Annotated in this window: 17 protein-coding genes; 6 read left to right on the top strand and 11 right to left on the bottom strand. The window is 68.3% G+C overall.

The genetic code is table 11. The annotated features are described in order from the left end of the window. Positions 1 to 54: 54 nt before the first annotated feature. Positions 55 to 1,746: an MFS transporter gene (locus NGK62_RS13080; RefSeq protein ID WP_059377079.1), complete on the top strand. Its 1,692-nt coding sequence runs from the start codon at positions 55 to 57 to the stop codon at positions 1,744 to 1,746. Between the two features lie 19 nt (positions 1,747 to 1,765). Here the strand turns inward: NGK62_RS13080 and NGK62_RS13075 are convergent, their stop codons facing one another. From NGK62_RS13075 to NGK62_RS13065, 3 genes are read right to left on the bottom strand one after another with little or no spacing between them, the layout of a single operon-like run. Further along, a complete protein-coding gene (locus NGK62_RS13075; protein ID WP_118932326.1) occupies positions 1,766 to 2,503 on the bottom strand; it encodes a phosphoribosyltransferase in 738 nt (245 codons plus the stop codon). 26 nt (positions 2,504 to 2,529) lie between these two features. Beyond that, positions 2,530 to 3,714, bottom strand: a complete 1,185-nt coding sequence (locus NGK62_RS13070) for a M20 aminoacylase family protein (protein WP_251878603.1) — start codon at positions 3,712 to 3,714, stop codon at positions 2,530 to 2,532. Between the two features lie 27 nt (positions 3,715 to 3,741). After that, positions 3,742 to 4,722: a Bug family tripartite tricarboxylate transporter substrate binding protein gene (locus tag NGK62_RS13065; RefSeq protein WP_251878601.1), complete on the bottom strand. Its 981-nt coding sequence runs from the start codon at positions 4,720 to 4,722 to the stop codon at positions 3,742 to 3,744. A 129-nt stretch (positions 4,723 to 4,851) separates the two neighbouring features. Between NGK62_RS13065 and NGK62_RS13060 the strand changes: the two genes are divergently transcribed. Further along, on the top strand, positions 4,852 to 5,802 hold the full coding sequence (locus NGK62_RS13060; RefSeq protein WP_059377064.1) for a LysR family transcriptional regulator: 951 nt from the start codon (positions 4,852 to 4,854) through the stop codon (positions 5,800 to 5,802). Positions 5,803 to 5,820: 18 nt separating this feature from the next. Here the strand turns inward: NGK62_RS13060 and NGK62_RS13055 are convergent, their stop codons facing one another. Then, positions 5,821 to 6,798, bottom strand: coding sequence for a tripartite tricarboxylate transporter substrate-binding protein (locus tag NGK62_RS13055; protein ID WP_251878599.1), 978 nt, complete (start codon positions 6,796 to 6,798; stop codon positions 5,821 to 5,823). Between the two features lie 188 nt (positions 6,799 to 6,986). Between NGK62_RS13055 and NGK62_RS13050 the strand changes: the two genes are divergently transcribed. Beyond that, positions 6,987 to 8,396 carry an MFS transporter gene (locus NGK62_RS13050; protein ID WP_118932322.1) on the top strand — a complete coding sequence of 470 codons (1,410 nt, stop codon included), beginning with the start codon at positions 6,987 to 6,989 and terminating at the stop codon, positions 8,394 to 8,396. Between the two features lie 7 nt (positions 8,397 to 8,403). On the opposite strand, the gene NGK62_RS13045 is transcribed toward NGK62_RS13050, so the two are convergent. From NGK62_RS13045 to hutC, 7 genes are all read right to left on the bottom strand, one after another. Then, the gene (locus tag NGK62_RS13045; protein ID WP_251878597.1) at positions 8,404 to 9,156 is read right to left on the bottom strand and encodes a carbon-nitrogen hydrolase family protein; all 753 of its coding nucleotides are present in this window, start codon (positions 9,154 to 9,156) and stop codon (positions 8,404 to 8,406) included. A gap of 147 nt (positions 9,157 to 9,303) precedes the next feature. Continuing rightward, positions 9,304 to 10,521, bottom strand: coding sequence for an imidazolonepropionase (gene hutI / locus NGK62_RS13040; RefSeq protein ID WP_059377054.1), 1,218 nt, complete (start codon positions 10,519 to 10,521; stop codon positions 9,304 to 9,306). Positions 10,522 to 10,547: 26 nt separating this feature from the next. After that, on the bottom strand, positions 10,548 to 12,077 hold the full coding sequence (gene hutH / locus NGK62_RS13035; RefSeq protein WP_251878595.1) for a histidine ammonia-lyase: 1,530 nt from the start codon (positions 12,075 to 12,077) through the stop codon (positions 10,548 to 10,550). Positions 12,078 to 12,104: 27 nt separating this feature from the next. Beyond that, a complete protein-coding gene (locus NGK62_RS13030; protein WP_059377045.1) occupies positions 12,105 to 13,523 on the bottom strand; it encodes a purine-cytosine permease family protein in 1,419 nt (472 codons plus the stop codon). 66 nt (positions 13,524 to 13,589) lie between these two features. Continuing rightward, positions 13,590 to 15,269 (bottom strand): urocanate hydratase, encoded by a 1,680-nt coding sequence (gene hutU / locus NGK62_RS13025; protein ID WP_118932319.1) that lies wholly within the window; start codon positions 15,267 to 15,269, stop codon positions 13,590 to 13,592. Positions 15,270 to 15,471: 202 nt separating this feature from the next. Continuing rightward, on the bottom strand, positions 15,472 to 16,074 hold the full coding sequence (locus NGK62_RS13020) for a HutD/Ves family protein (protein WP_251878593.1): 603 nt from the start codon (positions 16,072 to 16,074) through the stop codon (positions 15,472 to 15,474). Beyond that, on the bottom strand, positions 16,071 to 16,814 hold the full coding sequence (gene hutC / locus NGK62_RS13015) for a histidine utilization transcriptional repressor HutC (protein ID WP_059377027.1): 744 nt from the start codon (positions 16,812 to 16,814) through the stop codon (positions 16,071 to 16,073). Before hutC ends, NGK62_RS13020 begins: the two co-directional genes overlap by 4 nt. Before the next feature lie 209 nt (positions 16,815 to 17,023). Between hutC and NGK62_RS13010 the strand changes: the two genes are divergently transcribed. The 3 genes from NGK62_RS13010 (at position 17,024) to NGK62_RS13000 (ending at position 20,544) form a co-directional block, all read left to right on the top strand. Beyond that, entirely contained in the window at positions 17,024 to 17,314 is a 291-nt protein-coding gene (locus NGK62_RS13010; protein ID WP_041652083.1) for a metal-sensing transcriptional repressor, read from the top strand. Positions 17,315 to 17,343: 29 nt separating this feature from the next. Next, the gene (locus tag NGK62_RS13005; protein WP_059377025.1) at positions 17,344 to 18,453 is read left to right on the top strand and encodes an S-(hydroxymethyl)glutathione dehydrogenase/class III alcohol dehydrogenase; all 1,110 of its coding nucleotides are present in this window, start codon (positions 17,344 to 17,346) and stop codon (positions 18,451 to 18,453) included. Between the two features lie 168 nt (positions 18,454 to 18,621). Then, positions 18,622 to 20,544 carry a bifunctional metallophosphatase/5'-nucleotidase gene (locus NGK62_RS13000; protein WP_251878590.1) on the top strand — a complete coding sequence of 641 codons (1,923 nt, stop codon included), beginning with the start codon at positions 18,622 to 18,624 and terminating at the stop codon, positions 20,542 to 20,544. Positions 20,545 to 20,562 lie beyond the last annotated feature (18 nt).

The following is a 20,562-nucleotide window of genomic DNA, read 5'->3' as shown; positions in this document are numbered from 1 at the left end:
CCGACCCAGACCACGTCCGACAGGAGCGCCTACCCGGCGCGCCGGAAGAACTCCATGCTGCAACCCGTTTCGGCCAACACCGATCTGCCCGCGGACGCACCCGCCGCTCCCGCCCCCGTGCTGCAGGTCAGCACGCTATCCCCCTTCGCGTTTCCGGCCTTCCGCATCATCTGGATCGCCAATCTGTTCGCCAACCTGGGCACCTGGGCGCAATCCGTCGCGGCCGCGTGGATAATCACCACCGAACAGAGCAGCCCGCTGATGGTCGCCATGATCCAGGTGGCCGCCGCCTTCCCGCTGGTGGCGCTGTCCATCCTGACTGGCGTGCTGGCTGACAACTACGACCGCCGCAAGGTCATGCTGACCGGCATGCTGCTGGAGCTGACGGGCGGCGTCTTCATCACCATCCTGGCCTTTGCCGGCCTGCTGCATCCCATCACGCTGATCGCGTCGGTGTTCTGCATCGCCATCGGCAGCGCCATCGTCACGCCGGCCTGGCAGGCCGCGGTGGGCGAACAGGTGCCGCGCGCCCACGTCGGCAGCGCGGTGCTGCTGAACAGCGTCAACTTCAACGTGGCGCGCGCGGTCGGCCCGGCCATCGGCGGCCTGCTGCTGGGCGCCATGGGCGCGCCCTGGGTGTTCCTGCTGAACTGCTTCTGCTACGGCGGCCTGATCTGGGCGATCTGGCGCTGGAAGCGCGACCTGCCGCTGCGCCGCCTGCCGCCCGAAGGCATCCTGGAAGGCGTGGTGGCGGCGCTGCGCTACACCCAGCACTCCACCGTCACGCGCGTGGTGATGCTGCGGTCATTCGCCTTCGGCCTGTCCGCCAGCGCGCTGTGGGCCTTGCTGCCGCTGCTGGCGCACGAACATGAAGGCGGCAGCGCCCTGCTGTACGGCTACATGCTGGGCGCGCTGGGCCTGGGCGCCATCCTCGGCAGCGCCGTCGTACGCCGGGTGCAGGCCGCCTGGGGCGCGAGCGGCCTGATCAGCGCCGCGGCGGGCCTGCTGGCCGCATGCCTGCTGGCGCTGGGCCTGACCGGCACCCTGTGGGTGGCATTTCCCGCGTTGCTGCTGTCAGGCAGCTGCTGGATCGGCGTGCTGGCGACCTACAACACCACCGTCCAGATGCTGGTGCCAGACTGGGTCAAGGCGCGCGCGCTGGCGCTGTACCAGACGGCCATCTTCGGCGGGCTGGCGGCGGGCTCCTTCATGTGGGGCCATTTCGCCGGCACCATGGGCGTTTCCGGCGCCCTGGCCACCGCCGGCATCATGCTGGGCATCACCGTCGCGCTGATGTACCGCTCGCGGCTGCCCGAACATCTGGACACCACGTCGCTGGCGCGGGCCGACACCACCGAGCCGGCGATGGCCGCGGTAGGCTTCAACACGCAGCACGGCGCGGTGCTGGTCGCCGTGGAGTACCTGATCGAAAAGGAAAAACTGTCCGCGCTGATCGGCGCGACGCACCCGCTGCGCCTCATGCGGCTGCGCAACGGGGCGCAGCAATGGCAACTGTTCCGCGACCTGGAGCGCGAGGGCGTCTGGCGCGAGGTCTTCCTGGTGGAAAGCTGGATGCAATACCTGCGCATGATCGACCGCATGACGCTGGAGGACAAGATGGTGCTGGACAAGGTGCGCGCGCTGCACGCCGGCGACAAGCCGCCGGTGGTGTCGCGCAACGTCAGCTACCTGGCCATGAACGAAGCGCAGGGTTTCTCGCTGCGCCGCGATCCGGAATCCCTGTAGGCGCCCGCGCCGCCGTACTTCAGGCGGCCGTTTCCGGCACCCAGCCCGCGGCCGTGCGGCGCATGCGCGGCGACTCGAACGCGCAGGCCACCGATATCGGCGCGCCCTGCGCATCCACCAGCCGCTCGCGCCAGCGCTCGCCCTGGCACATGGCCACGACGATGCCCGCCACTTCCGCGCCGCAGCGCGCCAGCAGTTCCAGCGCGGACAGCATCGTCTGCCCCGTGCTGACGGCGTCGTCCACCACCAGCACGCGGCGCCCCGCCAGGCTGCCCGCCAGATTCGGATCCACGTACAGCAGCTTGCCGGCGTCCGGCGTGGTCAGCGACTGCACCGGCACGGCCAGGCGTTCGTCGTACCAGTACTTGCGCGAATAGCCGAAGGGCACATAGCGCGTGAACCCCAGGCCGCGCGCCACCATGGGCGCGAAAGCGAGGCCCAGCGTCGGCAGGCCCACGACCACCTCGGCCTCGAAGACGCGCGCGCGCTCGGCCATGAAGCCGGCCAATGCGTCGACCACTTCCAGGCTGGCATGGTTGGCGATCAGCGAGGCCACGCAGCGGTCAGGGTCGCCGGGCACGCCGCGCAGCGGCAGTACCAGATAGCGGCCGTCGGGCAGCCGCGCGGGATAGCCGCGGGAATAGGGCGGGTCTGCCGGCAGCGTCAGCGCATCGGCGCTGACGATCTCCTGCCAGTAGTCGGTGGTGGCGTCGAAGGCAGGCGCGCCGGCGGTGGTCAGGTCGTGTGAGGCAGTCATGCGTCGCGGAAAGTAGCGGCGGCCGGTCAGCGCGCGCCGGCGGCCAGATAGGCTTCCGCCAGCGTCACCCAGTAGCTGGCCGTGACCGGCAGGATGCCGTCGTTGAAATCGTAGTCGGGGTTGTGCACCATGCAACCGCCTTCGCCCTCGCCATTGCCAACGATGAAATAGCTGCCAGGCACCTGTTCCAGCATGAAGGCGAAATCGTCGCTGGCTTGCAGCGGTTCCAGGTCGGGGATCAGCAGGCCTTCGCCCAGCCAGCCGCGCGCCACCTCGGCCGCGAACTGCGTGGCATCACGGTCATTGACCACCGGCGGATAGCGCCAGCGATAGTCCACCTGGACGCTGGCGCGGTGCACCGCGGCCTGCGCGGTGGCGATCGCCGTGATGCGTTCGCGCAGCAGCGCGCGCGTTTCAGGGCGGCGCGCGCGCACCGTCAGGCGCAGCTCCACCGTCTTCGGAATCACGTTGGGCGCGTCGCCGCCATGGATGGCGCCTATGGTCACCACCGCCATGTCGTTGGGATCGATCTCGCGCGAGACGATGGTCTGCAGGGCCAGCACGATGCTGGCCGCCGCCACGATGGGGTCCACCGCCACGTGCGGCATGGCCCCATGGCCGCCCACGCCGCTGACGGTCAGGATCACCGTGTCGGACGAGCTGTACATCACGCCGGAGCGGAAGCCGAAATGCCCGGCCGGATAACCCGGCTCGTTGTGAAAGCTGTAGACGGCGTCGCACGGAAAGCGTTCGAACAGGCCGTCGGCAATCATCTTCTGCGCGCCGCCATGGCCTTCCTCGGCCGGCTGGAAGATCAGGTGCACGGTGCCGTCGAAACGGCCGCGCTCGGCCAGCGCGCGGGCCGCGGCCAGCAACGTGGCCGTATGGCCATCATGGCCGCAGGCGTGCATCTTGCCGGGATTCTGGCTGGCATAGGGCAGGCCGGTGGTCTCATGGATGGGCAGGGCATCCATGTCGGCGCGCAGGCCCAGCCGGCGCGCGCCGCTGCCGCGGCGCAAGGTGCCCACCACGCCGGTCACGCCCAGGCCGCGATCCACCTCGTAGCCCCAGGCCGCCAGCCTTTCGGCCACCAGCTCGGCCGTGGCGACCTCTTGATACGCCAGTTCGGGATTGGCGTGGATGCGATGGCGCAGCGCCACCATCTCTTCCTGGATGGCCTGGATCTCGGGCAGCACGGGGGGTGTATTCATGGCATGGCTTCCTGCAAAGGGGCAGGCCTATTCCTGCTGGATGTTGGCGCTCTTCACGATGTGCGCGTACAAGGCTTTTTCCTTCTTCAGGAAAGCGGCAAAATCCTGCGGCGTGCCCTGTCCGGGCATGGCGCCGCCTTCGGCCAGGCGCTTTTGCACCTCGTCCATGCGCAGCACCGCGTTCAGTTCCTGGTTCAGCCGCTCGACCACGGCGGGGTCGGTGCCTGCCGGCACGAACACGCCGGTCCAGGTGTTGAGTTCAAAGCCCTTGAGCGCCGGCGTCTCGCCAAACGCCTGCACCTGCGGCAGCGTGTCAACGCGCGCGGCGGACGTCACGCCCAGCGCGTGCAGTTTCTTCTGCTGCACCAGCGGCGTGGCGCTGGTGGTCACCAGGAGGCCCAGGTCCACCTGGCCGCCCATGACGTCGTTGGTGATCTGCGCGCCGCCGCGATAGGGCACGTGCACCAGCTTGACGCGGGCCTGGTCCTGCATCACCTCCATGGCCAGATGCAGCACGGTGCCCACGCCGGACGAGGCGTAGGTCAGCGTGTCGGGTTTCTCGCGCGCCAGCGCGATCAGCTCGTCCATGTTCTGCGCCGGCAGGCCCGGACGCGCCAACAGCACCACTGGCGCGGTAGTCACCAGCGCCACCGGCGTCAGGTCGGATTCGGCGTCGTACTTCACGGCCGAGTTGATCAGCCGGGCCACGCTGATCGGACCGTCAAAGCCCATCACCAGCGTGTAGCCGTCCGGCCTGGCGTGCACGGCCTTGGCCACGCCCAGCACGCCGCCCGCGCCCGCCACGTTGTCGACGATGACGGACTGCTTGAGGCGGTCCGACAGCTTCTGCGCCACCAGGCGCGCCGTGGTGTCGACGTTGCCGCCCGGGCTGAACGGCACGATCAGGGTCAGGGGCCGGGCTTCCGGCCAGGTGTCGGCGCCGGCAGCGGGGGCAAGGCACAGCGCGGCCGCCAGCGCGGACACGGACAGGAACAGGCGTTTGAACATGGAAGGAGCGGGATCGGAGCGAGGGGCGCGCGCGGAGCCGGCAGCGCGGAGGAGGACGACGGCGCCATCCTAACCAGATCCTGGTGATAACTGAAATGCTATATTTTTATAGATTCATCAGGCAAATCTATGACCAAGCGTCCCGCTCCCGATGGCCACGCCGCACCCGCCCGCCAGCCCACGCTGCGCCAGCTGCGCGGTTTCAAGGAAGTGGCCCGCCACGCCAGTTTCAGCCGCGCCGCCGAGGCTCTGGCGCTGAGCCAGCCGGCCCTGTCCGCCGCCATCCGCGAACTGGAGACGCTGATGGGCGTGGCCCTGTTCGAACGCAGCACCCACCACGTGCGCCTGACGCCCGCCGGACAAGCCGCGCGTGCGCAGATCGAATGGCTGCTCAACAGCTACACGCAGGGCGCCGAAGACCTGCAGCGCCTGCTGGATACCCAGGCCGCCACGGTGCGCATCGGCTGCATCCCGTCCACCATGCACTTGCTGGCGCCGGTGGTGGCGCAATGGCGCCTGCGCCATCCTGAAATCGTGCTGATCCTCAGCGACCACCTCAACGACGAGCTCATGGCCGCGCTGGGCAATGGCGAACTGGACATCGGCCTGGGCCTGGACTTCGGCCTCACGCCCGGCGTGGCCGCGGCCTTCGTGGCCGAGGACGACCTGGTCGCGGTGCTGGCCGACACCCACCGGCTGGCGCGGCGCCAGGCGGTGACCTGGCAGGACCTGAAGGCCGAGCCGCTGGCCGTGCTGTCGCGCGGCAGTACCTACGAAATGATCGTGGCCACGCTACGCCAGCTGGGCTCGGACCTGGCCGCGACCGACACCCTGAATTACACCGACACGCTCTACAGCCTGGTGCGCGCGGGCTTGCGCGTGGGCCTGATCTCGCGCCTGTACACACAAGGGCAGCGGCAGGACGGCCTGGCCATCGTGCCACTGCAGCGTCCGCAACTCACACGGCGCATCTGCCTGATGGCGCGCGCCCCCGAACAGCAGGCCCGCGCCGCGGTCCGGCTCTGCCACGCAGAACTGGCTCAACTGCTGCGCGAACGCGCAGCCATCCGCACGCCCTAGAGAGCCGGGCGCGGGCGCTCAGCCGCCCGTCCGCGCACGCCAGGCCAGGGCGCGTTCGGCCCAGGCCTGATGAATCGCGTTCATGTTGCGCGCCAGCGTGGCGGCATCGCCAAAACTCACCCGCGACCCCTGCAAGCGCAGCTGCGTGCGGACCTCCTCCGATTCGAGCGCCCGCGCCACCTGCTGTTGCAGTTGCTCGACGCGGGCGGGCGCCACGCCGCGCGGCGCGAACAAGCCGGCCACGCCGCCGTGCTCCAATCCTCCGAAGCCTTGCTCGGCAAAGGTGGGAACATCGGCTAGGTCGGCATGGCGGCCTGGCCCCGAAATGGCGAGCAGGCGCAGCCGTCCGGCGCTTACCGGCTCCCGCAGTTCAGCCAGGGATGTCAGGCCCAGCGCCACATAGCCGGCCTGCAAGTCGGTCACCAAGGGCGCGCCGCCGCGATAGCACACTGCCGTGGCCGCCACGCCGAAACGCTCGGCCAGCAGCTCCACGGCCAGCTCCGGCACACTGCCGGGCGCCGGCACGCCCACCGGCAGCGGACCTTCGTATCCGCGCAGATCCTGCAGCGTCAGCCAAGGCGAATCCGCCCTGACCGCCAGCGCAATGGCGCTCTGGTCGGTCGTCTGCGCTACCGCCGCGAAATCATCCGGCGACGCAAAGCCGGCCTGCGCATCGATGTGCGGCACGATGGCCAAGGTGTGTTCGTTGGTGAACAGCAGGGTGTGCCCATCGGGACGCGCGGCCAGCAATTCCTGCGCCGCCAGCAAGTCTCCCGCGCCGGGGCGATTCTCGACCAGCACCACTTCGCCCAGGCCGGCTTCCAACTGCCGCGCCAACAGGCGGGCGATCACATCCACCCCGCCCCCCGGCGGAAAGCCGACCAGGATGCGAGTCAGGGGCACGGCGCCAAGACGCCCTGCCGCCGCAGCGCCCAGAACGCCCAGCGCGAGCGCCGGCAAGAACCGGCGACGGTGCTGGGATACGCCAGATTGCATAGTCGACCACTCCTTGAAAACGCGGCCCGCCGCCGCGCAAGGCGGCAGGATAAGGAGAAACGCCCCGCAAGGAAAGCCAGCTCGCGACCCGGTCCGCGGGCCGGATCCCTTAACACGTTCTAGAATCAGTGATCGCAGCTTCCGGCCCTCTCCCTCTATCCGGACGCGTTGCCCCCGTGGTCCCGCACATGCTCTCGTTCTCCCGCCATACTGTCTATCCGGCCGGCGTCGGCCTGCCGGCAGCCGAACGCCCAGGCGCGCTCCTGGCCGTCATGCTGGCGCTATGCATGGCCAGCCTGGACACCGCCATCGCCAACACGGCGCTGCCCACCATCGCGCGCGACCTGCAAGCCAGCGACGCGGGCTCGATCTGGATCGTCAGCGGCTATCAGCTGGCCATGGTGGCGGGCCTGCTGCCGGCCGCGGCGCTGGGCGAAATCCTGGGCCACCGGCGGGTCTACATCGTGGGGCTGGCCATCTTCATCCTGTCCTCGCTGGCCAGCGGCCTGGCGCCGTCCTTGCCCACGCTGGTGATCGCGCGCGTGCTGCAAGGCCTGGGCGCGGCCGGCGTCATGAGCGTCAACGGCGCGCTGCTGCGCTTCATCTACCCTTCGCACCTGTTGGGCCGCGGCCTGGGCCTGAACGCCATGGTAGTAGGCATTTCCTTCGCGGCGGGGCCGACCGTGGCCTCGGCCATCCTGCTGCTGGGATCCTGGCACTGGCTGTTCCTGATCAACGTGCCCATCGGCCTGCTGGCGTTCGCGCTGGGCCTGCGCAAGCTGCCCGGGACCGCGCGCGCGCCGCATCGCTTCGACGGCCTGGCCGCGGCGCTGTGCGCCCTGACGCTGGGCCTGTTCGTGCTGGGGTCGAACGAATTGGCGCACGCGGCTCCCTTGCCGCGCGTGGCGCTGGAATGGGGTATCGCCGCGGCCAGCCTGTGGCTGCTGATGCGCCGGCAGGCCGGCCACCCCGCGCCCATCCTGGCGGTGGACCTGTTGCGCCGGCCCTTGTTCGCCCTGTCCGCCGCCACTGCCGTGTGCGCGTTCGCGGCGCAGGCGCTGGCCTTCGTGTCGCTGCCGTTCCTGCTGCAGGCCACGCTCGGCTACAGCCAGGTGCAGACCGGCTTTCTCATCACGCCCTGGCCGGTGGTGGTGGCGGTCATGGCGCCGATAGCGGGGCGACTGTCGGACCGCTATGCGGCCGGCGCCCTGGGCGGCGTGGGGTTGGCGCTGCTGGCGCTGGGCCTGGCCTCATTGGCGCTGATGCCGGCCTCGCCCTCGGTCTGGGACCTCTGCTGGCGCATGGCGCTGTGCGGCGCCGGATTCGGCTTCTTCCAGTCGCCCAACCTGCGCGCCATCATGATGTCGGCGCCGGCCTCGCGCGCCGGCGGCGCCAGCGGCATGATAGGCACGGTGCGGCTCTTGGGCCAGGCCTCGGGCGCGGCCCTGGTGGCCGCCTGCTTCAACATTTCCAGCACGCACGGCGCCATCGCCGCGCTGTGGCTGGGTTGCGTGTGCGCCGCGCTGGCCTGCGTCGCCAGTTTTTCGCGGCTGCGCTTTGACGCGAGCGAACCGGCGCAGGCCAGCTCGACGCGCTAGGAACGCGCTATTCCCGGACGTAGCACGGGTATAGCGACTGCTGCGCGCGCGCACGGGCCGGATCCACCTCGATCACCACGATGGATTCGGTATCGCTGGTTTGCGCCAGGGGTTCGCCATCCGGCTGGAACGCGAACGCCGTGCCCCCGAATACCTGCCCCGCCGCCGTGCGTCCCGCGCGGTTCGAGCTGACCACATAGCAGCCCGACACCAGCGCCGCCATGGCGCCCGCCGTCAGCCAGCGGCGCGTCGACGCGCTGCTGGCTCGCGGCGCCACGATCAGCTCGGCGCCCGCGCGTCCGTAGGCGCGCGAGCGCTCGTTGAACATCAATTCGGTGCATAGCTGCACGCCCAGGCGTATGCCGCCCACCTCGAACACCTCGAACCCATCCATGGCGGCATGGAACCAGGTCGCTTCGAAATAGCCCGGTTCCTCCGGGAAGTATTGCTTATGGTGCAACCGGGTATAGCGGCCGTCCTGCAGGGCGAACGCCTCGTTGGCCAACCGTTCGCCCGCATGCACCGGCCGCGACGATACGATGGCCGGCACTCCCAGCGCCGCCAGCGCATCCAGGCCCGCCTCATGCATGCGCACCGACGCCGCCGCGCGGGCCGCGTCGTATTGCGGGTCGGCGGCCAGCCACGGCCCGAACGGCATTTCACTGGTCACCAGAAGATCCGGGGCCAGCTCAGCGATGCGTTCGGCGATACCTTCCCAGGTCGCGCCCTTGGGCTCCAGATCAGCCGGCCCTTCCATCATGCATATCCGCATACCCACATCCAAGTTGAGCGCGCGCCCCCGGACGGGGCACGTCATCCATGGATGGTAGACCGCCTGTGGCGATTGCGGACGCGGGCCGGTTCAAGCCGTCCGTTGCGGGCGCGATCCTGTCCGGATCTGCCCGTTTCAGGCGAGTGTTGCGGCGTCGATCAGCGCGCCATGCCGGACCACCCGCTTGGGCAGGTCGCCGCCTATCCAGTAGGCCAGCTCGGCGGGATGCTGCACCTCCCAGGCAACGAAGTCCGCATACTTGCCTGCTTCCAGCGTGCCATGCGTGGCCTGCAGTCCCAGCGCTTTCGCCGCATGCGTCGTCGCCCCGGCCAGCGCTTCTTCGGGCGTCAGGCGGAACAGCGTGCAGGCCATGCTCAGCATCAACCGCAGCGACAGCGCGGGCGAGGTGCCGGGGTTCAGGTCGCTGGAGATGGCGATGGGCACGCCATGGCGGCGCAACAGGTCGATGGGAGGCAGCCTGGTCTCGCGCAGGGCGTAGAACGCCCCGGGCAGCAGCACCGCCACCGTGCCGGCCTGCGCCATCGCCAGCACATCGCTTTCGGTCAGGTATTCCAGATGATCCGCCGACCAGGCGCCATAACGCGCGGCCAGCGCCGCCCCGTGCAACGAAGACAATTGCTCTGCGTGCAGTTTCACGGGCAGTCCCAGTTCACGCGCAGCCTGGAACACCCGTTCGACCTGTGCCGGCGTGAATGCCAAATGCTCACAGAATGCATCCACCGCGTCGATCAAGCCCTCGACGGCCAGCAGCGGCAGCATGCGGCGCGCGACTTCGTCGATGTAATCGTCCGCGCGGCCCGCGTAGTCCGGCGGCAGCGCGTGCGCGGCCAGACAGGTCGCGCTGATGGTCAGCGGCAGGGTCTGGCCCAGGCGCCGCGCCACCCTGAGCATCTTGCGCTCGTTGGGCAGGTCCAGCCCATAGCCGGACTTCACTTCCAGCGTGGTCACGCCGTCGCGCATCAGATGCAGGGCGCGCTTGCGTGCGCTGGCGTAAAGTTCATCCTCGCTGGCGGCGCGGGTGGCGCGCACGGTGCTGGCGATGCCGCCGCCTTGCGCGGCGATGGTGGCGTAGTCCACGCCTTGCAGGCGCTGTTCGAACTCCAGGCTGCGATTGCCGCCGAACACCAGGTGGGTGTGGCAATCGATCAACCCGGGCGTGACCCAGGCGCCGCCCAGGTCGTGCTCGCGCGCGTCGCCCCCAGGCGGCAGTTTCTCCTCAGGACCGATCCACTCGATGCGGTTCTCGCCTGTCACGATGGCGGCCCGTTCGATCACGGAGTACTTACCCTGCGCCATCGTGGCGGCGTGGCAATTGCGCCAGACCTGTCTCATGCGTAGGCTCCTCTTGCGCGCCGGCGTTAAAGACTGGGCAACAGGCCGGCCGGCACCAATGCCGTCAGACCCTGGCCCGCAATGAGCTGACTCGCCGCTTCAATGTCGGGCGCGAAGAAGCGGTCCCGCTCATAGTGCGCCACTTTCTGGCGCAACAGGCCGCGAGCACGCTCCAGCTTGGGCGCAGTCTTCAAGCCCTGGCGGAAATCCAGGCCCTGGCAGGCGCCCAGCCATTCGATCGCAAGGATATCGCGCACGTTCTCGGCCATGGGCCAGAGCCGCTTGCCCGCATTCGGCGCCATGGACACGTGGTCCTCCTGGTTGGCCGAAGTCGGCAGGCTGTCCACGCTGGCGGGGTGGGCCAGCGCCTTGTTGTCGCTGGCCAGCGCCGCCGCGGTCACCTGGGCAATCATGAATCCGGAATTCACGCCGCCGTTGCTCACCAGGAACGGCGGCAGCTGCGACATATGCTTGTCCATCATCAGCGAGATGCGGCGCTCGGACAGCGCGCCGATCTCGGCCAGCGCCAGCGCCAGGTTGTCCGCCGCCATGGCCACCGGCTCGGCATGGAAGTTGCCGCCCGAAACCACATCGCCCTGCTCGGCAAACACCAGCGGATTGTCGGAGACCGCGTTGGACTCGATCTCCAGCACCTGGGCGGCATGGCGTATCTGCGTCAGGCAGGCGCCCATGACCTGCGGCTGGCAGCGCAGCGAATAGGGGTCTTGCACCTTGTCGCAGTTCGCGTGCGAATGCCCGACCTCGCTGTCCTCGGTCAGCAGATCGCGGTACACGGCCGCCACGTCGATCTGGCCAGGCTGGCCGCGCGCGGCGTGGATGCGGGGATCGAACGGCGCGCGCGATGCCAGCATGGCTTCCACGCTGAGACTGCCGCAGACCAGCCCGGCCGCCAGCAGGTCCTCGGCCTCGAACAGCCCGCGCAGCGCATAGGCCGTCGAAACCTGCGTACCGTTCAAGAGCGCCAGGCCTTCCTTGGCCGCCAGCGTCAAGGGTTCCAGCCCCGCCTGGGCCAGCGCTTCGCGCGCGGGCAGCCAGGCGCCGCGATGGCGCGCCTTGCTCTCGCCCAGCAGCAACAGAGACATGTGCGCCAGCGGCGCAAGGTCGCCGGACGCGCCCACCGATCCCTTCAGCGGAATATGCGGATAGACCTCGGCGTTCACCAGCGCGATCAGCGCATCGATCACCTTGCGGCGGATGCCCGAATAGCCTCGCGCCAGGCTGTTGATCTTCAGCACCATGATCAGCCGCACCATCGCGTCGTCCAGCGCCTCGCCCACCCCGGCCGCATGCGACAGCACCAGCGAACTCTGCAGGGCTTCCAGATCCTCGCGCGCGATCCGCGTCGTGGCCAGCAATCCGAATCCGGTGTTGATGCCGTAGGCCGTGCGGCCTTCGGCAATGATGCGCTCGACGCAGGCCACGCTGGCCTCGATCGGCCCGGCCGCCGCCGGGTCCAGCGTCACGCGCGCCGGCTGCTGGTAGACGCGCCGCAGGTCGGCCAAGGTCATGTGGCCGGGTGTCAGATGCAATTCCATTGTTGTTCTCCTAGGCGAGTGCCGGCGTCAAAGCGTATGGGTCGCGCGAACGGCGCCGCGATGTTGCGGCACGGCGCCCCGGCGCGCGAACAGGTAATACAGGATGCTGGGTACGACCAGGCCGATGATCCACGAGATATCCACCCCGCCCAGGCGCTCGACCATCGGACCCGTGTAGAGCTTGGTCGAAATGAAGGGCATCTGCACCAGCACCCCGAACAGATAGATCAGGATCCCAGGCCAGTTCCAGCGGCCATAACGCCCGTTCGGATCCGACAGCGCCTCCACGTCGTATTGCTCGCGGCTCACGAAGTAGTAGTCGACCAGGTTGACCGCGCTCCACGGCACGAAGAACGCCAGCAGGAACAGGATGAAGGACTTGAATGCGTTCAGGAAGGAATGCTGGCCGATCAGCGCCACCGCCGTGGCCGCGGCGACGATCGCCAGCACCAGCAGCGCGCGCTGCCGGCGGGAAATCTCCACATGTCCGCGAAAGCCGCTGGCGATGGTCGCGATGCACATGAAGCTGCCGTAGGAGTTCAGCGTCGAAATCGTGACCTTGCCGAACGCGATGGTGAAGTACAGCAGCGCGGCCGTGGCTCCCGTGCCGCCCAGCCCCACGATGTAGGCAACTTCGCGCCCGGCGAACTGGCCGGCCGCCATGGCCGCGGCCAGCACGCCCAGCACCATGGCGATCTGCGCGCCCAGCACCGAACCCAGTCCTACCGCCAGAAAGGTCTTGAACGACGAGGTCCGGCTCGGCAGATAGCGCGAATAGTCCGCGACGTATGGGCCGTAGGCGATCTGCCACGATGCCGCCAGCGAAACCGCCAGCAGGAATGAACTCCAGGTGAAATGGCGGATCTGCAGCAACTGGCCCACGTCGCCCAGCGCGATAACGCGGCTGAACAGGTAGAAGAAGGCAATGATGCCCAGCACCGTCGCAATCCGTCCGATGATGTGGATCATGCGGTAGCCGAACAGCGTCACCCCGACGATCACCGCGGCGAAGATCAGGATGCCGGCCGTATCGCTCACGCCGAACAGCTGGCCCAGGGCCTGCCCCGACAGCACCGTGCCCGTGGCCGTGAATCCCAGGTACATCAGGCACACCAGCACGATGGGTATCGCCGCGCCATAGACGCCGAACTGCACCCGGCTGGATATCATCTGCGGCAATCCCAGCTTGGGCCCCTGGGCCGCATGCAGCGCCATGACCGCGCCGCCGAAGACCTGTCCGACGAACAGCCCGATCAGCGACCAGAAGACGTCTCCGCCCAGCACCACCGCCAGCGCTCCGGTGATGATGGCGGTGATCTGGAGATTGGCGCCCATCCACAGCGTGAACTGGCTGTAGAGCTTGCCGTGACGCTCCGTTTCGGGGATGAAATCGATCGAGCGCCGCTCGATGAGCGGTCCTCTTGCTGCCTGGCTGTCCTGAGTCATTATGTCGTCCCGGTCATGGCGATTGGACGGGCGCGGTCACGGCCCGCGGGTATGGGCAGCGCGGTATCAGCGCTTGCCCGCAAGCATGGGCAGATTGAGGTTCTGCTCCTGCGCGCATTCAATGGCGGCCGCGTAGCCCGCGTCGGCATGGCGCATGACGCCCGTGCCCGGGTCGTTCGTCAGCACGCGGGCGATGCGCTCGGCGGCCTCGTCCGTGCCGTCGCACACGATGACCATGCCGGCATGCTGCGAGAAGCCCATGCCCACGCCGCCGCCATGGTGCAGCGACACCCAGGTCGCGCCGCTGGCGGTATTCAGCAGCGCGTTCAGCAGCGGCCAGTCCGACACCGCGTCCGAGCCGTCGCGCATGGCTTCGGTTTCACGATTGGGGCTGGCGACCGAGCCGGAATCCAGGTGATCGCGGCCGATGACGATGGGCGCCGACAGCTCGCCCGTGCGGACCATTTCATTGAACGCCAGGCCCAGCCGGGCGCGCTGGCCCAGGCCCACCCAGCAGATGCGCGCCGGCAGCCCCTGGAAGCTGATGCGTTCGCGCGCCATGTCCAGCCAACGGTGCAGGTGCGCGTCGTCGGGGATCAGCTCCTTGACCTTGGCATCGGTCCTGTAGATGTCCTGCGGATCGCCCGACAGCGCTGCCCAGCGGAACGGGCCCACGCCGCGGCAGAACAACGGCCGGATGTAGGCGGGCACGAAGCCCGGAAAATCGAATGCGTCCGCCACGCCTTCTTCCTTGGCCATCTGGCGGATGTTGTTGCCGTAGTCAAAGGTCGGAACGCCCTGGCGCTGGAAGGCCAGCATGGCCTGCACGTGCACCGCCATGGACTGCTTGGCGGCCTTGATGACCGCGGCCGGCTCGCGCTTGGCGCGCGCGCGGTAGTCCTGCCAGGTCCAGCCCGCCGGCAGATAGCCGTTCAGCGGATCGTGCGCGCTGGTCTGGTCCGTCACCATGTCCGGCCGCACGCCGCGGCGCACCAGCTCGGGCAGGATCTCGGCGGCATTGCCGCACAGGGCGATGGAGACGGCGCGCCCTTCCTGCGTGTACTTGGCGATGCGCGCCAGCGCGTCGTCCAGGTCGCGCGCCTGTTCATCGACGTAACGGGTGCGCAGGCGGAAGTCGATGCTGGTCTGTTGGCATTCGATGTTCAGCGAGCAGGCGCCGGCCAGCGTGGCCGCCAGCGGCTGCGCGCCGCCCATGCCGCCCAGGCCCGCGGTCAGCACCCAGCGCCCCTTGAGGTTGCCGCCGTAGTGCTGGCGGCCCGCCTCGACGAAGGTTTCGTACGTGCCCTGCACGATGCCCTGGCTGCCGATGTAGATCCAGCTGCCTGCGGTCATCTGGCCGTACATGGCCAGGCCCTTGGCGTCCAGTTCGTTGAAGTGCTCCCAGGTGGCCCAGTGCGGCACCAGGTTGGAGTTGGCGATCAGCACGCGCGGCGCGTTGGCGTGGGTCTTGAAGACGCCCACCGGCTTGCCGGACTGCACCAGCAGGGTTTCGTCCTCGTTCAGGTTCTTGAGCGACTCGACGATCTTGTCATAGCAGTCCCAGTCGCGGGCGGCGCGGCCGATGCCGCCGTAGACCACCAGCTCCTTGGGATTCTCGGCCACGTCGGGGTCCAGGTTGTTCATCAGCATGCGCAAGGGGGCTTCGGTCAGCCAGCTCTTGGCATTCAGTTGCCTGCCGCGCGGGGCGCGGATAACGACGTCGCGGTATCGGTTCGAGTGTTCCAAGAGGCTCTCCTTGATCAGTTCGGTTGCACGCCGTCGCAGGCGCTGCGCCAGTCTGAATCATAGGATGCCTATGCTTGTATATACAAGCTGATGGGAGTCGATTTTTCCTCGGGGATTACCCGAACGAAAAACCGGGACGATGACGTCCCGGTTTTCATGGAAACAGTGGAATGCCGCCGCCCGCTGGCGGCCGCGCCTCCAGTCAGACCTTGCGCGGCAGCAGTTCGATCACGCAGGCATCCAACGGCGCCTCGGCTTCCAGGCGGTACTCGGCCAGGCCGTCCGACGATGCGGCATGCAGGCAGTCGTAACGCGACGGCAGCGCATGCGGGGCGCCATTGATGCGCACAACGAGCGCGCCGCCCGCCGTCAGCACCAGCACCTCGGACGCGGCGCTATGGAATGCCCACGGACCCGCGCCCGCCACCCATTGCAGCCGGGCATGCCAGCGCGCCGGCGCATAGATCAGGTTGAAATCGCGTATCGGCCCGTTCAACAGGCGGCACTGCACCTGCGCATCGCCCGCAAAGGCATAGGCCTGCCGCGGCGCCAGCGGCGTCTGCGCGCGGCCGTCCACGGTGAGTTCTATGCCCTGGCCTTCGAGCACGGTGATGATGCGCTGATAGCCCGTGAAGGCGGAAAACCCGCCGTCCTGCGCCACGTCGGCGATCGACAGCCGCCAGTCGAACGCGGCGGCGCTGCCGCCCGGATTGCAGGCGACTTCCTGCGTGGTGCCGCCGCCATTGCGCCAGGGCATGCGTGGATAGTCGGCGGCGCGGTACAGATGAACTTCGGGTTGCTTCATGTGGTGAACTTGCCTTCCAGGCGATGCCGGGAACCAGGGTGAATCAAACGGGCCAGGGTGACGGCGCGGTCGCCCGACCAAGTGCGGCGGCTGATCAGCAGACAGGGCTCGTCGCGCTCGATCTGCAGCAGCTGGCATTCGCGCGGCTTGGCGAGGATGGCTTCGACCACGTGCTCGCCTTCGCTCAGCGGCGCCACGCGCGTCAGGTATTCATAGGGCGTGCTCTGCGTGAAATCCTGCTTCAGATAGTCAGGCGCCAGACGCACGTTGACGTAGCGATCCTCTAGCTGGATCGGCAGGTCGTCCTCGTAGTGCACGATGACCGAGTGATACACCGGCTGCCCGGCGCGGATATCCAGCGCCAGCGCCTGTTCGGCGCCTGCGGGCTCTTCGGCCAGGCGCACCACGCGGCTGTGGTGGCGATGGTTGCGCGCCGCGATCTCGTCGGCGATGTTGTTGACGGCGAACAGCGCCGAGCGCGCCTTGGGTTGGGCCACGAAGGTGCCTACGCCCTGCATGCGTACCAGCAGCCCCTCGGCCGTCAACTCGCGCAAGGCGCGATTGATGGTCATGCGGCTGAACCCGAGCTCATCGACCAGTTCGCTTTCCGACGGCACCCGGTAATGTTCCGGCCACGCGCCGCTGCGGATCTGCTGCGCGATCATCTGCTTGACCTGTGCATAAAGCGGCGCAGGCGGCGCATTGGCCTGAACGGGCAATTTGGGGGGGTTGGAAGCCATGGGAGATCCTGTAATGCGGCGCAAGGCGACGGACGGCGATCAGCGCCTAGTATAGACAGGTACAGACGGCTATCGGACCCGCGTACCGCGCCCGCACCGGGCTTGTCGCCCGCGCCGCGCCTAGGCATGGTCCCCGGCGCGGGAGTACCGTAGTGGACGTGGGCAGCCAGATTTCCTATACTCCCCCCCTGTATTTATCGGAGCCTGCCGTGCCGCACTCCCCGGAAGAGAAAAAACGCGTCGTCACCCGTTTGCGCCGCATCCAGGGCCAGGCGCTGGCGCTGGAACGAGCCGTGAACGAAGGCACGGAATGCGGCGCGTTGCTGCAGCAATTGGCCGCCTTGCGCGGCGCCGCCACCGGCCTGATGGCCGAGGTGCTGGAAAGCCATCTGCGCGAAACCTTCCTCCAATCCGCCCAGGGCGGCCGCCAGGACGCCACGATCGAACCCGAAGCGGAGATCGATCTCTTGATGCGCCTGGTCCGTTCCTATTTGAAATAACGCCATCTGACATACGTGGAGCCCTAGCTATGAAATCACGCGCAGCAGTCGCATTCGGACCCGGCAAGCCGCTGGAAATCGTTGAAATCGACGTCGCGCCGCCGCAGCGCGGCGAGGTGCTGGTGAAGATCACCCACACCGGCGTCTGCCACACCGACGCCTTCACCCTCAGCGGCGACGACCCTGAAGGCCTGTTCCCCGCGGTGCTGGGCCACGAAGGCGCGGGCGTGGTGGTCGAAGTCGGCGAAGGCGTGACCTCGCTGAAACCCGGCGACCACGTCATCCCGCTCTACACGGCCGAATGCCGCGAGTGCAAGTTCTGCCTGTCCGGCAAGACCAACCTGTGCCAGAAGGTGCGCGCCACCCAGGGCAAGGGCGTCATGCCCGACGGCACCTCGCGCTTCAGCTACGAAGGCAAGCCGCTCTACCACTACATGGGCTGCTCCACTTTCAGCGAGTACACGGTGGTCAACGAGATCTCGCTGGCCAAGATCAACCCGGCCGCTCCGCATGAAAAGGTCTGCCTGCTGGGCTGCGGCGTCACCACCGGCCTGGGCGCCGTGCACAACACCGCCAAGGTCAAGGAAGGCGACACCGTCGCCGTGTTCGGCCTGGGCGGCATCGGCCTGGCCGTGATCCAGGGTGCGGTGCAGGCCAAGGCCGGCCGCATCATCGCCGTGGACACCAACCCCAACAAGTTCGTGCTCGCCAGCGCCATGGGCGCGACCGACTGCGTCAACCCCAAGGACCACGACAAGCCGATCCAGGACGTCATCGTCGAAATGACCGACGGCGGCGTGGACTTCTCGTTCGAGTGCATCGGCAACGTGCACGTGATGCGCGCCGCGCTGGAATGCTGCCACAAGGGCTGGGGCGAGAGCATCATCATCGGCGTCGCCGGCGCCGGCCAGGAAATCAGCACGCGTCCGTTCCAGCTGGTCACCGGCCGCGTCTGGCGCGGTTCGGCCTTCGGCGGCGTCAAGGGCCGCACGCAGTTGCCGGGCATGGTGGAAGACGCCATGAGCGGCAAGATCGACCTGGATCCGTTCGTGACCCACACCCTGCCGCTGGAACGCATCAACGAAGCCTTTGACCTGATGCATGAAGGCAAGTCGATCCGCACGGTGATCCACTACTAAGCCCGCATCTTGCGGCAACGACGGGCCCGGCGCGGCATGCGCCGGGCCCGTTGCTTTTCCATGACAGGCGTGCGACATGTCGCGCGCAACATGACAACACTGTCATTCATTTCCGCGTCATCTTGACCCGCGACCATTCGCCCTCCGATGACAGAGGGGTACACGCGAATGAACACGTGGAAGAGGAACGCGGGCGCGGCCATGCTGAGCGCCCTGGCGCTTCTGGCCGGCTGCGGCGGCGGCGATGGCGATGACGACAAGGTCGTCGAACAGCCCGAACAGCCCGCGCCCGGGCGGCCGATGGAACTGACGATCCTGCACATCAACGATCACCATTCCAACCTGGACAGCAAGAAGAAGGACCTCAAGCTCAAGAACGCTTCCGGCGCGCGCGTCGCCGTGAACGCCGATACGGGCGGCTTTCCGCGAGTGACCGGCGCGATCAACGCGCTGGCTGCGCAATCCGCCAACGTGCTCAAGCTGCACGCGGGCGACGCCACCACCGGCACGCTGTACTTCAACCGCGCGGGCGAACCGGGCGAGGCCGACGCCGCCATGATGAACACCGTCTGCTTCGACGCCATGACCCTGGGCAACCACGAGTTCGACAAGGGCGACAGCGGCCTGAAGCGCTTCATCGAACTGCTGCACGCGGGCGCCTGCCAGACGCCCGTGCTGAGCGCCAACGTCACATTCGCCGCCGGCTCGGCGCTGAACCCCTCGCGCGCCCCCGACATGGTCAAGCCCGCCGTGGTCCTCAAGCGCGACGGCCAAGATATCGGCCTGGTCGGCCTGACCATCGCCGCCAAGACCCAGCAGTCCTCCAGCCCGGACGCCGGCACCGTGTTCTCGGACGAGACCATCGCCGCGCAGCAGCAGATCGACGCGCTGCGCGCGCAGGGCGTGAACAAGATCGTGGTGATGAGCCACATCGGCTACGGCTATGACAAGCAGGTGATCGCGCAGCTAAGCGGCGTGGACGTGGTGGTGGGCGGCGACTCGCACACGCTGCTGGGTCCCGCCTCCATGGCGGACTATGGCGTGGGGTCGCCAGCGGGCGCCTATCCCACCGTGCTGCAGGACAAGGACGGCAAGCGCGTCTGCCTGGTGCAGGCCTGGGAGTACTCGCAGGTGGTCGGCGAGCTGAAGGTCAGCTTCGACGCCAATGGCGACGTCACCGCCTGCGCCGGCACGCCGCACGTGCTGATGGACGGCCCGCTGAAGGTCGCCGGCGCCGCGCCTTCGGCGGCTGACGAAGCCGCGATCCAGGCGGACGTGCAGGCCAGCGGCTTCTTGCGCATGCAAACGCCCGACGCGCAGGCCGCGTCTGTGCTGCAGCCGTTCAAGGCCCGCGTCGACCAGTTCAGCCGCAGCCTGGTCGCTTCGGTGCCGCAGGAACTATGCTCCCGGCGCGTGCCGGGCGGTCCCGGTACGCGCGACTACAGCCGCTCCAGCGCCGCCTGCAATACGCTGGGCAGCGTCAGCCTGCGCGGCGGCGACATCCAGCAGCTGGTGGCCCAGGCCTACCTGGACGTGGCCAACGCCAGCTACGGCGGCGCCGACATCTCGCTGCAAAGCGGCGGCGGCGTGCGCGTGCCGCTACTGGGCAACGTCACGGCAGCCAATGTGATCGAGGTGGTGCCTTTCGGCAATATGCTCTGGCGCCTGGACGTGACCGGGGCCGAGGTCAAGAGCATGCTGGAAGACGGCATGCAGGCGGTCTACGGCGCGGGCGGCTCCACCGGCCCCTATCCGTACGCCGGCGGCCTGCGCTGGGACGTGAATGCGGCCCAGGCCCAGGGCAGCCGCGTGTCCAACATCGAAGTCCGGGATCAGGCCAGCGGCAACTGGCTGCCGCTGGACCCAAGCCGCAGCTACAAGCTGTTCGTGCTGAGCTTCAACGCCACCGGCGGCGACGGCTACAAGACCCTGGCCAACGTGCCGGCCTCGCGCCGGCAGGACATCGGCGTGCTGGACGCCGACGTGTTGCAGGCCTACATCGACAAGCAGGCCAAGGACCCCGTCAGCGGCCTGCCGGTGCTGAACCTGCTGCCCGTGAGCCTGTACAGCACCAAGACGTACAGCGAATAACGGCGGCGCGCCGGCCGC

Source organism: Achromobacter sp. Marseille-Q4954 (genome assembly GCF_943737025.1).
GTDB lineage: Bacteria > Pseudomonadota > Gammaproteobacteria > Burkholderiales > Burkholderiaceae_B > Achromobacter > Achromobacter bronchisepticus_A.
Note: the sequence above shows the minus strand (reverse complement) of the source record. Positions and strands in the feature narration are given on the sequence as shown.